Genomic DNA, 13,173 nt, shown 5'->3' with positions numbered 1-13,173 from the left:
GACACACCTCCATCAAGCTCTTAGAGCTCGCTTGACACTGTCGACCCTGCTGCGACACCCTCCGACACGATCGTCGTCACCGCGGCTGATCGCTCGACAGCGGCAGTGGAATCCAACTGTTGCCTTAGGTCAGCATTGACGCTGAGAAGACCGGACAGGTAGGTCGCGACTCGTTGAGCTTCGTGCGCCCGTTCGGCGTCTGCGGTGTCTCGGGTCTCCAGTTCGAGCGCCATGACGCCGTCATAAGAAATGTCATGTAAAGCACTAACGAGATCGGGAAAATCGACCACTCCCTGTCCCACGGAGTGGTGAATGTACCCGGGCTCGGCATCCCGAATGTGCACATGTCGCGTTCTTCGTCCAAAGCGAGCAAGAAAGGCTCGCGGAGTGGAGCCGCTGGCCGTGATGTGGCTGACATCACACACAACACCCACGGTAGGGGGCAGCAGATCCAGCAGAGCCGCTGTGCGGTCCAGGTCGTAAACCAATCGGAACCAATGCGGTGCCTCGACCCACAACTCGATGCCGCGCCCCCGTGCTTTCGCGTCGATGGCGGCGAGTTCGCGGGCGACCAATTCAAGGTCGCTTTCCAAGCCCTCGACCGGGTCGTGTTGCTGGCGTCCATTGGGGAGAACCAACGCACGGGAGCCGACAGCGACGCAGAGGTCGATGAGGCGGTCGACGTGTTCGGCTCGAGCGACCGTCGCTCGATCATCCAGAGGAACGTTGAGGTCACCGACGTCGGCATTGATTGAGCGCACGCTTAGGCCCGACAGCGTCACAATCCGCGAGACCTCGCTGACGGCGGCGTGATCAAGAACGTACGGCACATGGTCGCAAACTCCGGGCAGTGCACCGAGGTCAATCTCAGTGAAACCCGCCTCCGAGATGGCCGTCAGCGCTTCCCTGAGAGGAAGGTGCCGGAGAGTAATTGTGCTGCAGCTCACACGGTGGTCGATGCTCATTAAATTCCCCTTCGAAATGAGTGGTTGAGGCGCGTCGCGGCCGGCCCTCTCCCGTGTGGCGTCAACGCACCGAACGAAGCTCTCCAAAAAAGCGGCGCTTCAATTCGGATGACGCGCCCCAGTTAATGGGAACAGATTGGAAGCCGTTTTCGTAGTCGCCAGGCGTTGACTGCGGGTCTGGCCACGTGGTCTCCGAACCGGGATCGAAGTAGCCCCACGAGATACCGGCCCGCAGCGCGGCCTTCATGTGGTTGTCGTCGGCGTCGAACTCGAAGTGGTCGTCCTCATTGATGATGATCGGCACTTCGCGATATCCCGGCATCGCTTTCAGTTCTTCCGCACCCTCCACGACGACGTGAGGTGTTTTCGTACCGTTGCCGTGCAGCAGCACGAAGTCGGCTACCGCGAGAGTCTCGTTTGTCACGAAGACGACCTCGGGGTTGTCCTTCGCGTGTCTCATGTCGACGAAACTCGACGACACGAGAAGGCGACGGCCTTCGCGTTCGACGGACTGAGCGAGTGAGATGAGCTCGTGCACGTTCTCTGCCCGCATGAGGCGGCTGTGCGTGTACTCGTGCGGGAGGTTGCACTCATTCGCGATCTCGATCGCGACGTTGCGCCATCCTCCCTCAAGGATGAAATCCGCGCTAGCGACTACCGCACGGCGTACTGCGGCATCGTCAATGAGTCGCATCTCTTGTCCTTGATAGAACAGGTCGAGGATGACGGCGAAGCCGAGGTCGTCGGCCGCGTTGAGGATGCGGCGAAGTCGCTCAAACGATGCTGGTCGCAGGCTGCCATCGGGATCGTATCCACCGGAGTCCCACGCTTGTTCCTTGCTGTACCCGAACGGGCTGCCGCCCTGCACGCCGACGGTGAAGGCATCCAAGCCATCTGCGCGCCACTGCGGCATAGCGGCGATGAACTCGTCAGTGTTGCGGTCTGGATCCCACACCCCGGTGTCAGGGTAGACCCAGTTCTTGCGGGTTTCAGGAGTCAGATCATCAAAGATGCCGTTGATCATGCGGCTGTTGAGCAGTAGCCCGTCGAGTGGAATGTCGCCGAGCCGGCGTCCGGCGTTCACCACTTTTCCGTCGATCAAGAAGTGGGTTTTTTCAATGCTGAGAATAGTCATGCGTAAGTCCTTTCGGAGCGAGTGCGCGGAAGATGGAATGCCACCCGTCGCTTGGAGCGGATGGAGTGGACGAGCTGCGCGCACGGTGCGGGCAGCATGAGTAGCGATGGCGGAAAGGAGAGAGCGGCCAAAGCAATCGCTAGGACCAAGCCGAGCGACACCACTGCTGCCGCCGGCTGGGTGGCAACACGGTAGGCCGCCGCGCGGGCGATGCCGCCGATGCCACGAGCGCCTTGGGTGATCACGAGCGGTGCGCCGGTTGCCAGAAGGGCAGTCACCAGCGTCACTGCCCCCAGCCCGCCCAGTACGAAGGGAGCCTGTGGCCCCATTTCGGCCGCGATGACGACATTCATGGTGACGAGTGACGCGACGATAGCTAGGGCGGCGCCGACGGCGGTCGCGCGTAAACCGGTTGCGCGCAGGGCTGCGAAAAAGCGTTGTGCGACGGGGCGCTCGTCGCCCTCCGCCCACTCTGCGGTGACGGCGTGCATGGCGACCGTGGCTGCGGGTGCACCCACGATTGTGAGTGCGACCGCAAGCCACAACACGTTGAGCCACAGATAACGCACAACCACGTCGGCGCGGGCACCGAGGTCGAGAGCGTGCTGAGTCATTCGCGAGAGCATCGTCAACCTTTCAAACCGGAGGTAGCGATTCCGTCGACGATTTGACGTTGGAAGATCGCGAACATGATGATGGGCGGCAGCAGCGACAGAGTGCTCATGGCGAACATCGGGCCGAAGGCGGATTCACCGGATGAGTCCAGGAACTGACGCAGCGCCAATGGGACTGTGAAGAGATCCGACTCCGTCAAATAGATGAGCGGTGAGAAGAAATCGTTGTAGCTCCACAGGAACGAGAAGATCGCCGTGGTGACCAGCGCGGGGCGCAGAAGGGGAAGGATGATTCGCCAGAATAGCTGCCACGGATTGCACCCATCCAACTGCGCTGCGTCATCGAGATCCCGCGGGATGCCGCGAATGAACTGGATCATCAGGAAGATGAAGAAGGCCTCGACCCCGAAGAACTTCGGCAAGATGAGCGGCCAGTACGTGTTCACCCAACCCCACGAGTGAAACAAGATGAACTGCGGGATGATCGTCACTTGAGCGGGCAGCATCACCGTCATCAGCATCAGGGCGAACAACGGTTTCTTGAAGCGGAATTTGAGCCGAACGAAGGCGAAGGCCGCGAGCGAGCAAGAGATGAGGTTGCCAACGACGGAGGCTAACGCGATGACGACGGAGTTGCCGAAATAGCGACCAAACGTTTGGGTGCCGGCAGCAAACCATCCCTCGGCATAATTGCCGAACTCCCATATCTGCGGCAATAGCTGTGACACGGCGAAGATTTCGTTGTTCGGTTTAAACGAAGCGAAGAGGAGCCAAATCAGCGGGTAGAGCATGCCGAACGCGCCGACGGATATGACGACAGTGAGAACGATCTTCGAGATGGGCACAGGGCGGCGTCTGCGAGTTGCGACGGCAGCCAACCTGGTGTTGGTAGTCATGTGAGCCTCAATCATCAGAGTAAGTGATCCAAAAGCGGCCGACCCAGAAGTTGAGCGCGGTGACGACCCCAATGAGGATGAGCAGCACCCAGGCCATGGCCGCGGCGTATCCCATTTCGAAATTGGCGAAGGCGGCCTGATACAGGTACACCGAGTAGAGAAGAAGCGAGTTGGCGGGACCTCCACCATTGCCGCCGATGATGTACGCCGACCCGAATACCTGAAATGCGTTGATGATCTGAAGTACGAGGTTGAAGAACAGCACTGGCGTCAACAAGGGCATGGTGATCTTCCAGAACTGGCGCCATGGCCCGGCACCGTCAAGCGACGCTGATTCGTAGAGCTCGGTCGGAATTTGGCGTAGACCCGCGAGAAAGATCACCATGGGCGCACCGAATTCCCATACACGCAGAAGGATAAGTGTCCAGAGAGCGGTCGACGAGTCACCAATCCAGCTTGTGGTGCTTTCGATGCCAAGCAGCCCGAGGCCTTGATTGAACAGGCCTGCGCTGCCGAATACCTGACGCCACAAGATGGCGATGGCCACGCTCGTGCCGACAAGACTCGGAATGTAGTAAACCGAGCGAAAGAAGCCAACACCCCAGACGCCCTTATTGAGCGCTAACGCGAGCATTAGCGCGAATGCGAGCTGGAATGGAACTGACACAGCGACGTACATGATCGTGACTGTCATCGCCTTCTGCCACAGCGGATCAGTGAACATCCGGGTGAAGTTATCGAATCCCGTCCATGTGGGAGTGGTCAGCAGGTCGTAATCAGTGAAGGCCAGGTAAAGCGAGGCCATCATCGGGCCGATTGTGAGCAGCACCAACCCAATCGCCCACGGACCCAAGAAAACTGCAGCCCAGCGTCCGTCGCCGGGTCGGCGAACCTTGCGTGCCGACCCGGTCTTAAGCGTTGCAGTGACTGGCTCAGTGGAGAGAGCAGTCACTTAAGAAATCCTTCCATCTGAGCAACGAGCGAAGCCGCACCGTCCACGACTGACTGGTCACCGAACGCGACCGTCTCGCTTACCGTCTTGAGAGCCTGCCCCGACTTGGTCGCCCCCGCCGGGAACGTCGCGGCGAGGTCGGCGATGGGCTGCGCGAAGTCCGAGGCCACGAGGTCGAGGTAGTCGACGAACGCCTGGTCGGCGGCGTCATAGGTGAGAGAAGCGCGCAGGTCGAGGTTCGGCGGTGCGCCAAACTCAGTGCCGAGCGTTTCAACGGCCTCAGGGTCGTTGAGCATGAATTGGATGACGTTAACAGCGTCGCCCACGTTCTTGCCACGGGCGTAGGCCGCGGCCCAGTTCGACGCACGCACGTAGAGGCCGGAGTCCGACGCCGACGGCATCGGGGGACTCGTGATGGCGAGCTCGCTTGCCGTCAGATCCGAAAAGGCTTTGAAAACATTGCCGAAGATGAAGAAGTTGCTGGCCTGTCCCGTGACGAGTTGCGTGGTGCCGTATCCACCAATTGCGGCCTCAGCCGTACGATCGGCGGAAGGTGCTGCTCCAGACTTGCGGAGGTCTTCCCACATCCCCAACCACGCTTCCGCGTCAGCGGCGGTGAACCCGAGGGCGCTACCGTCGTAGAGCGAGACGCCGCGCTGACGGAGAAACACTTCGAAGAGATTCATGTCGGCGCCGGCATCCATCGTGCCGAAGTAGCTACCACCCGACTTGGTGCTGACGTCGTTCGAGAACCGGATGAAGTCTTCCCAGGAGTCGCCCGGCTCGGGCGGCTCGAAGCCGAGTTGCTTCAGTCGGGTGCGGTCGTAGAAGGCAGCGTACGAGTTATCGCCGAGCGGCAGAGCCGTGCGCTTGCCGTCGATGACCCCAGAGGTGATCGAGACTTGGTCCAGCCCGGATACGTCGGTGATGGTTGGCCACCCATCAAGGTCGGCCAATAGGTCCTTGCGGGCGTATTCGGCGACGAGGGACTGGTACATCGGGACGATGTCAGCCGCGGCACCGCCTGCCATCTCTGTCGCGAGTTTCTCGCCATAGCTGGCGCTCTCGACGGCAGATACTTTGACCTCTCCGCCGAACTGTTTCGTGTAAAGAGCAAACATTTTATCGAGGCGCGCCTTGCGTTCCGCGGTGCCGTACTGCGACATGCGCAGGCTACCGCCGAACGTTGGAGTCTCGCCAGGCTTGGGCAGCGCACCGGTGTTACCGCCACCACTGCAGGCGGCTAGAGCGGCCAGTGTGAGGCCGCCCATCCCCACAGTAAGGAGCGAGCGGCGAGTGAGGTCGAATGACATGTGATGTTCTCCTGATTTCTTCTTTGAAATGAGTGGGAAAGCGGATTGTGCTGGCTTAGACGAAACCCTCAACAGCGTGGGGCACGTAGTGTTCTTCGAGGCGCGAAATCTCACTGTCGGTAAGGGTGAGTTCTGCGGCCGCAACGGCATCTTCGAGGTGGGACAGTTTCGTCGCCCCGACGATGGGCGACGTGACAACGGGTCGACTCATGACCCATGCCAGGGCAATTTGGGCGCGCGTGACGCCGCGTTCGGCGGCGATTTCGGCCACGGACTCAACGATCTTGCGGTCCTCAGACTCGAACTGGTTGTACAGCTTGGGGAAAAGCGGATCGGAGTCGATCCGGCTCGATGTTTCGTCCCAATCGCGGGTGAGTTTGCCTCTGGCAAGGGGGCTCCACGGGAGCGCGCCGATGCCTTGGTCGAGGCAGAACGGGTACATCTCACGCTCGTCTTCGCGAGTGAGCAAGTTGTATTGCGCCTGCATCGAGATGAAGGGAGTCCAACCGTTCAATCGTGCGGTGTATTGGAGCTTGGCGAACTGCCACCCATACATGGACGAGGCGCCGAGGTAGCGAGCTTTGCCGGCCTTGACGACATCATGCAACGCTTCGAGAGTCTCCTCTATCGGCACTGCCGGGTCGAAGCGATGGATCTGGTAGAGGTCAATGTAGTCGGTGCCAAGACGGCGCAAGCTAGCGTCGACTTGCTCCATGATGTGGCGGCGAGAGAGGCCACCACCATTCGGACCAGGGCGCATAGCGCCGTGGACTTTCGTCGCGATGACGACGTCGTCGCGAGACGCGAAGTCATTGAGGGCGCGCCCCACAATTTCCTCGCTGTGACCCATGGAATAGATGTTCGCGGTGTCGAACATCGTAATTCCCCGTTCAAGCGCGAGGCGGATGAACTTTCGGCTTTCCTCCTCCGGCAAGCTCCACCCGTGAGCGCCTTGGCCGGGGTCGCCATAGCTCATGCACCCCAGAGTGACGGCGGAAACTTGAAGTCCGCTGCGCCCAATATTGATGTATTTCATGACGAGATCTCCTCTAGTTGTGGGGTGGGGGTCGTGTACAGCTCGATGATCGTGGCATCATCGCGGCGGCCCCACCCACGCTCGCGTGCCGCTAAGAAACGAGTTGCGGTGAGTTCTGCAAACGGCACATCCAAGCCGGCGGCGCGCGCGGCGGTGAGTACGAGCTCCGTATCCTTGACGAAAATGTCGACAGCACTCAACACGGGCGGGTCATCAACCGAGACCATGCGCGGTCCTCGGTCGCTGAGCATGAATGAACCAGCCGCGCCCGTCTCGACGGCATCGAGCACCGCCGCCGGATCGAGGCCGAGAGCACGAGCAAAAGCGAGCGCTTCAGCGGCGGCGGCGAGGTGTACCGAGCACAGTAGTTGATTGACCAACTTCACAGCTTGGCCGTCCCCAACGGCATCTCCGCAGATGGCGATGCGGCCGGACATTGCTTCGAGTACGGGGCGTGCCCGCTCAAGGAGTTCGGGGCTGCCGCCAGCAAGGATGGTGAGGTCTCCCGTCGTTGCTCGAGCGACTCCCCCGGTGACTGGCGCGTCGATGATGCCCACGCCGTGACCGGCAAGGGCGGTCTCGACGTCCTTTATCGCTCCGATGCCCACTGAACTAGTAATGATCAGGGTGTGCTCAGCAGTGAGAGCAGAAGCTGCCCCTCCCGGGCCGAACAGGACTGCGTGTAGTTGCGCCGGGGTAGCCACCATGACGACCACGGTTGCAGCCAGTCGCGCAACATGTTCGGGAGATGACGCGACAACGGCGCCTAAGTTCGCGAGCTCGCTCATTCGTTCTGCATCGACGTCGTACAGGACGACAGGACGGTCTCGCAAGACATTGCGTGCCATGGGTAGGCCCATTGCGCCGACGCCGATGAAACCCACCGAGCTTGTGCGGTCATTCGTTTCGAATGTCATTCTTACCTCTTCGTAAGTCTGTCTGGTCGCCGTTGTTCGCGAACCAATAGTTATTATTGTCAACACTTATGCAAGTTTTGTCAACAATTTTACCCCACGCAATTTTCCGGGAGCCCTGATGGCGACGTCGATCATCCCGCCCGGCCGCGCCAGATGCGCCCCGAGCGCGACATCGGGTCACTAAAGGCTGTTTCGAAATAGTTTTCGTAAGCGCTAAATAATGTTAACATTTGACAATGAGTCTTGAGGTGAAGTTCGACAAGCGCACCCTGCGACAGCGCTGTTCTGCCCATGTTCGCGAAGCGATCATTGCCGGCTCGCTTGAGCCTGGCGCGCACATCGTTGAAATGCGCCTTGCCGAAGAACTTAACGTGAGCCGAGGCACGTTGCGCGAAGCGCTACGCCCCCTTGAAGCGGAGGGTCTCCTTGTCGGCGATGGCAAGGGGCACCTCAGCGTTCGCAGAATGACGGCGAAGGAAATCGCCGAAGTGTTTCAAGTGCGCGGCGCACTAGAGTCGCTGGCGGCGTCACTTCTCGCGGCGCGTCCCGACCGCGAGGCCGTTGCCGCTCGTCTCCGCGATGCACTGATGCCGCTGAAGGATGAATCACTTAGTTTCGCCGCCCAGATCGAGGCCGACCTCGGGTTTCACGAACTCATTTGCCGTTTGACCGGCAACGCAACGCTCACAAAATCCTGGCGCCAGCTCAGCGGCCAGATCAAGATGATGATCATCGCCGTAGGCCCCGCACGCGCATCCGCCCGCATGAGGTATGCGGATCACGCCGTCATCGCCGACGCCATCGCCAGCGGAGACCTTGACCGAGTCCGAGAAGTATTGGCGGGGCACTTGAATGAGTTCTCATTGCGGTACCTTGACGACGCACCCCTCGACTGAGAGTGCGCTGAGATCGCTGACCGCCTACTAGCGCGTCCACTCGGGCAATCAGAGATCTACTTTTCTGCTAGTTATCCGCGGCGGAGAGTCTGCGCAGGTGAGTTACACCCTGCGCCGATCTCAAGGTCAGCCGAACCCAGCACCACGTTGCTACTGTGACCTCATGACCGACTTCGCTAGCGCGCCCACCGTCGACCCTGCCGCGACAGCCTTCGACACCATCGTCGTCGGCGCCGGAGTCTCCGGCCTCACCGCGGCGCGCTTTCTGGCCCAGTCTGGCCAACGCGTGCTCGTGCTCGAAGCCCGCGACCGCACCGGTGGCCGCACCCACACCGAACGCTCCGGCGACGTCGCCACCGACCGCGGAGCATCCTGGATTCACGGCGTCGACGACAACCCCCTCACCGACATCGTCAACGCCTTCGGCATGCGCACGGTCGAGTTCACGGTCGGCAGCTACCAGCCCACCGGCCGCCCCATCGCGTACTACAGCCCCACCGGCGAGCGCCTCAGCGACGACGCTGTCGCCCAGTTCGCGGATGACGTACGCACCTTCGACGCCCATCTTGCGACGGCGGTGCAGGCTTCCACTCTCGGCTCAACCTATGAGCAGGCGGCCGACGTCGCGCTTTCCGCCCTCGGCTGGAACCCTGATCGGGCGGAGCGCGTGCGCGAGTTCGTGCTGCACCGCTCTGAGGAGCAGTATGGCGTGCATGCCGGGCTTCTCGATGCGCACGGTCTCGACGATGACACGGTCGAGGGCGACGAGGTTGTTTTCCCTAACGGCTATGACGAGCTGGCCACCAATCTCGCGGCGGGGCTCGACGTGCGTCTCGAGCATGTGGTCACCGGCATCCGCTGGTCGCAGACGGGCGCCACGGTTGCCACCGCGCAGGGCGAGTTCACTGCGGACCGCGTGGTCGTAACGGTGCCGATCGGGGTGCTCAAGAGCGGCGATCTCGCGTTCGAGCCAGCACTACCCGAGTGGCTCACCCACGCCATTGATGGCTTCGAAATGAACAACTTTGAGAAGGTTTTTCTGCGCTTCCCCACTCGCTTTTGGGATGAGAACGTCTATGCGATTCGCCAGCAGGGCGAGGCCGGCAAGTGGTGGCACTCTTGGTACGACCTCACTGACCTGCACGGTGTCCCCACCCTGCTCACGTTCGCGGCCGGCCCCAGCGCCATCGAAGCGCGCGACTGGAGCGACGAGCAAATCAACTCCTCCGTTCTCGATGCCCTGCGCGGCCTCTACGGCGAGCGCGTTGAGCAACCCGACGACGTGCTCGTAACGCGCTGGCAAGACGATCCCTACTCGTACGGGTCGTACGCCTACATGGCCCCGGGATCCACGCCCGAAGACCACGACCTGATGGCCACCCCGGTGGAGAACGTGCTGCACTTTGCGGGCGAAGCAACCTGGACGGATGACCCCGCCACCGTCACCGCGGCGCTGCGCTCCGGTCATCGCGCCGCCGAGAACATTCTGGGCCGCGGTCTCCTGTTTGAGGGACTAACGAGCCCGCTCTGACTCGGCAGCCACGTGGGCGGGAGTGAGCGTGGTTACGAGAGGGCAGCGACTCGACGCGTTGATGCCCGATCCCGGATTTGGTAGCTGACCGCGGGCGGCAGAACCTCCGCATCGCTGTCGGCGTCGATCAGTTCTACCAAGAACGCTACAGCTGCTTTGGCCGTCGCCTCGGGTGCCAGATCAATAGAGGTAATCGGGGGCGCGCTGTTGCGAGTCTGCTCGGAGTCAGATCCGGCCACAATCATGATGTCGCCCGGTACTTGGTACCCGGCAGCCTGCAGGCCTGCTTGAACCCCGGCCGCGTGTCGGCCGGTCAAACAGTAGATGCCGTCGGGAAGCGACGCGTCAGACGCAATCATTTCCTCGGCCAGTGCCCGGCCACCGGCTTCACCTAAGCCCTCATCTTGGTGATAAACGAGCGCTGGCTGTCCAGACTTTTTTGCCCATTCTCGGTAGGTCTTCTCGCTATCGGCATTCCACGAGTTGTTGTCTTCGCCGGTTACCAGCGCGATGCGTTCGGCACCGCGCTCGGCAAGGTGACGAACAACGGCATCCGTATTGGTGACGGTGCCTGCGCCCAGCCAGGCGGTGAAGTCTGGCCGCTCAATATCGCGGCCAACGGCGACAACCGGGATCCCATTGCGGTCGAGCAAAGCGATCACGGGATCGTTTGCAACAGGGTCGGAAATGATGAAACCATCGGCCGCGAGAGCAATCCCGGGCGCGTTTCCCACGGTGGGGTCTCGCATCAGTGCGAGACCGTAGCCACGATCCAATGCCTCGACCGCGGCGGCTCCCGCGAACCGCAAAAAGTAGTCGACGCCTTCTGGCTGGTAGGAGCCGAGCGTGTCGAGCGGGCGGATCACGAGCCCGAGAATTCCTAAGCGACGGCTGCGCAACCCGCGGGCGATCGCATCGGGGCTATACCCCAAGTCGGCAGCGGTATCGATAACGCGCTGACGGGTCGCTTTTGCGATGACCCCTTTGCCGTTCAGAGCATGAGAAACCGTAGTGATCGAGACGCCGGACTGCTTGGCGACGTCATGGATTGTCGCTCGTCGCCGCGCCAGACCGTTGCTCACAGAGGCAGAGTACCGCAGGTTACGGAAATGTAAAACGTTTTGGGCTTTTTCCCACCAAAACGTTTTGGTCAACTAGGTTTTCCCACACAGCATGCATCTTGGCGTTCAGGTGTCACCTACCTAGGAGCAATATTCAATGAAGAAACAAGCAATCGCGATCGCCAGTATTCTGGCCATCGCACTGACCGGCTGCGCTTCAGGCGCAGGCAACGACACGACAGTTGGGGTCGACACAAACGACCTCCTCACTCTCACCCCCGCCGCGACCGGCGAGCTCGACCTGGTGACGTGGAACCTCCCGTTTGGCGAGCCAGCCTCGCTCGACCCCATCAAATCGTTCAACTACGCAGAAAACACTGTCGTGGCAAACCTGTGTGAAGGTCTCATGCAGCTGCAGCCTGACTTCACCATCGAACCGGGGCTGGCCGAAAAGGTTGAAACCCCAGACAACCTGACCTACATCTACACAATTCGCCAGGGCGTTGAGTTCTGGGACGGTCAAGAAATGACCGCCGATGATGTCGTCTACAGCCTGAGTCGTCACCAAGACGCCAGCGAAGGAAGCTACTGGGCCGGAGGGCTCGTTAGCAACATCGCCTCCATCGAGAAGACCGCCGACTGGGAAGTCACCGTCACGCTCACCAAGCCTGACGCAGCGTTCAACTCGTACATGGTCACGCCCGTCGGTACCGTCATTCAGCAGGACTTCCGCGAAGCCGCTGGAGAATCCTTCGGAAACCCGACCGGCAAGGTCATGTGCACCGGCCCATTTTCCGTTGGCGACTGGGATCAAGGTCAGTCGATCTCGTTGATCAAGAACGACAACTATTGGAACAGCGACAAGCAGGCGCAGGCCGCTCAGGTCGACATCAACTTCATCGTTGATGCAGCAGCTATCGCTACCGCTCTCGACACTGGCGCAATCGACGGCTCCTACGATGTGCCCCTTGGCGCTTTGAAGTCACTTCAGAGTTCGACCGAGGGAAGTCTTTACCTCGGCAACTCACTGCAGCTGGTGGCGATCATCGGCACCGGAAACGGAGTCTTCGCTGATCCTGCCGTTCGTCAAGCACTCATGATGGCCACCGACCGTGACGCCATTGCGGCTACCGTCTTCGAGGGCACCGCGAGCGCATCACGCTCGCTCGTTCCCGATAACGGATGGGCCTACGGCGACAGCGAGTTCACCGATGGTCGCGAAGAACTTGCACCGACAACAACCGACATCGAAGGCGCCAAAGAAGTTCTCAAGGACGCCACGGTCGATCTGACCGCGCCGATCAAGATTGTCTACCCCTCAGAGCGCACCTACTATGCCGACATCATCTCGGAAATCTCCAACGGCGCCCGCGCTATTGGACTCACCGTTGAGCCAGAAGGTGTGCCGAGCGCACAATTCGGAGCGTTCTTCTCCGACCCCGCTGCACGGGAAGGTCACGACGCGTTTGTCACCTACAACTACATGGATGTTCCTGACCCGCTTGCGTTCCTCCGCGGAATTGTGGGAACCGGTGGATCTCAGAACTACAACGAGTACAGCAACTCAACAATTGACTCGTTGCTTGACGAAGCCGCTGCCACCGAAGACGACGGCGAGCGCGCTGAACTCGTGAACGAGGCGCAGGCTGCGGCGATGGAGGATCTCCCGTGGATCCCGATCGTCGATCCTGCAGTGCGACTGTTCATGAATGACCGCGTCACGGGTGCTCCCGCATCCTTCGTGTATCTCTACTACCCCTGGGCTGCCGACCTCGGCGCTTCGGGCGAATAGCTCACTCCCGGGGGTCGCTGTGTTCGCACACGGCCCCCGGCCTTCGTCTCTAAGGAAACGGCTCA

The 13,173-nt window shown here is 60.9% G+C and carries 12 protein-coding genes; 3 read left to right on the top strand and 9 right to left on the bottom strand.

Features of this window, described 5'->3' with window-relative positions; all coding sequences use genetic code 11:
• Positions 1-20 precede the first annotated feature (20 nt).
• The 8 genes from ON14_RS11645 to ON14_RS11610 all read right to left on the bottom strand — a co-directional run bounded on the left by ON14_RS11645 (position 21) and on the right by ON14_RS11610 (position 7,828).
• Positions 21-965 (bottom strand): sugar phosphate isomerase/epimerase family protein, encoded by a 945-nt coding sequence (locus ON14_RS11645; RefSeq protein WP_010205309.1) that lies wholly within the window; start codon positions 963-965, stop codon positions 21-23.
• Between the two features lie 61 nt (positions 966-1,026).
• Complete coding sequence (locus ON14_RS11640) at positions 1,027-2,100, bottom strand: hypothetical protein (RefSeq protein WP_010205307.1); 1,074 nt, start codon at positions 2,098-2,100, stop codon at positions 1,027-1,029.
• Positions 2,097-2,714, bottom strand: coding sequence for a DUF624 domain-containing protein (locus ON14_RS11635; protein WP_158000090.1), 618 nt, complete (start codon positions 2,712-2,714; stop codon positions 2,097-2,099). Before ON14_RS11635 ends, ON14_RS11640 begins: the two co-directional genes overlap by 4 nt.
• A gap of 14 nt (positions 2,715-2,728) precedes the next feature.
• Positions 2,729-3,610, bottom strand: coding sequence for a carbohydrate ABC transporter permease (locus ON14_RS11630; protein ID WP_141630049.1), 882 nt, complete (start codon positions 3,608-3,610; stop codon positions 2,729-2,731).
• Positions 3,611-3,617: 7 nt separating this feature from the next.
• The gene (locus tag ON14_RS11625) at positions 3,618-4,562 is read right to left on the bottom strand and encodes a carbohydrate ABC transporter permease (RefSeq protein WP_010205304.1); all 945 of its coding nucleotides are present in this window, start codon (positions 4,560-4,562) and stop codon (positions 3,618-3,620) included.
• Entirely contained in the window at positions 4,559-5,875 is a 1,317-nt protein-coding gene (locus ON14_RS11620; RefSeq protein WP_010205303.1) for an ABC transporter substrate-binding protein, read from the bottom strand. Before ON14_RS11620 ends, ON14_RS11625 begins: the two co-directional genes overlap by 4 nt.
• Positions 5,876-5,930: 55 nt before the next feature.
• Positions 5,931-6,911, bottom strand: a complete 981-nt coding sequence (locus ON14_RS11615; protein WP_010205302.1) for an aldo/keto reductase — start codon at positions 6,909-6,911, stop codon at positions 5,931-5,933.
• Positions 6,908-7,828, bottom strand: a complete 921-nt coding sequence (locus ON14_RS11610; RefSeq protein ID WP_010205301.1) for an NAD(P)-dependent oxidoreductase — start codon at positions 7,826-7,828, stop codon at positions 6,908-6,910. The genes ON14_RS11615 and ON14_RS11610 overlap by 4 nt, the downstream gene beginning before the upstream one ends.
• Positions 7,829-8,064: 236 nt before the next feature.
• Between ON14_RS11610 and ON14_RS11605 the strand changes: the two genes are divergently transcribed.
• Complete coding sequence (locus ON14_RS11605) at positions 8,065-8,724, top strand: GntR family transcriptional regulator (protein WP_039742762.1); 660 nt, start codon at positions 8,065-8,067, stop codon at positions 8,722-8,724.
• Between the two features lie 163 nt (positions 8,725-8,887).
• The gene (locus ON14_RS11600; RefSeq protein WP_010205298.1) at positions 8,888-10,255 is read left to right on the top strand and encodes a flavin monoamine oxidase family protein; all 1,368 of its coding nucleotides are present in this window, start codon (positions 8,888-8,890) and stop codon (positions 10,253-10,255) included.
• Between the two features lie 32 nt (positions 10,256-10,287).
• Here the strand turns inward: ON14_RS11600 and ON14_RS11595 are convergent, their stop codons facing one another.
• Positions 10,288-11,337: a LacI family DNA-binding transcriptional regulator gene (locus ON14_RS11595; protein ID WP_010205296.1), complete on the bottom strand. Its 1,050-nt coding sequence runs from the start codon at positions 11,335-11,337 to the stop codon at positions 10,288-10,290.
• A 136-nt stretch (positions 11,338-11,473) separates the two neighbouring features.
• On the opposite strand from ON14_RS11595, the gene ON14_RS11590 reads away from it, so the two are divergent.
• The gene (locus tag ON14_RS11590; protein WP_010205295.1) at positions 11,474-13,108 is read left to right on the top strand and encodes an ABC transporter substrate-binding protein; all 1,635 of its coding nucleotides are present in this window, start codon (positions 11,474-11,476) and stop codon (positions 13,106-13,108) included.
• Positions 13,109-13,173 lie beyond the last annotated feature (65 nt).

It is taken from the genome of Salinibacterium sp. PAMC 21357, from assembly GCF_000247645.1.
Lineage (GTDB): Bacteria > Actinomycetota > Actinomycetes > Actinomycetales > Microbacteriaceae > Rhodoglobus.
This window is presented reverse-complemented; position numbering and strand designations above follow the sequence as displayed.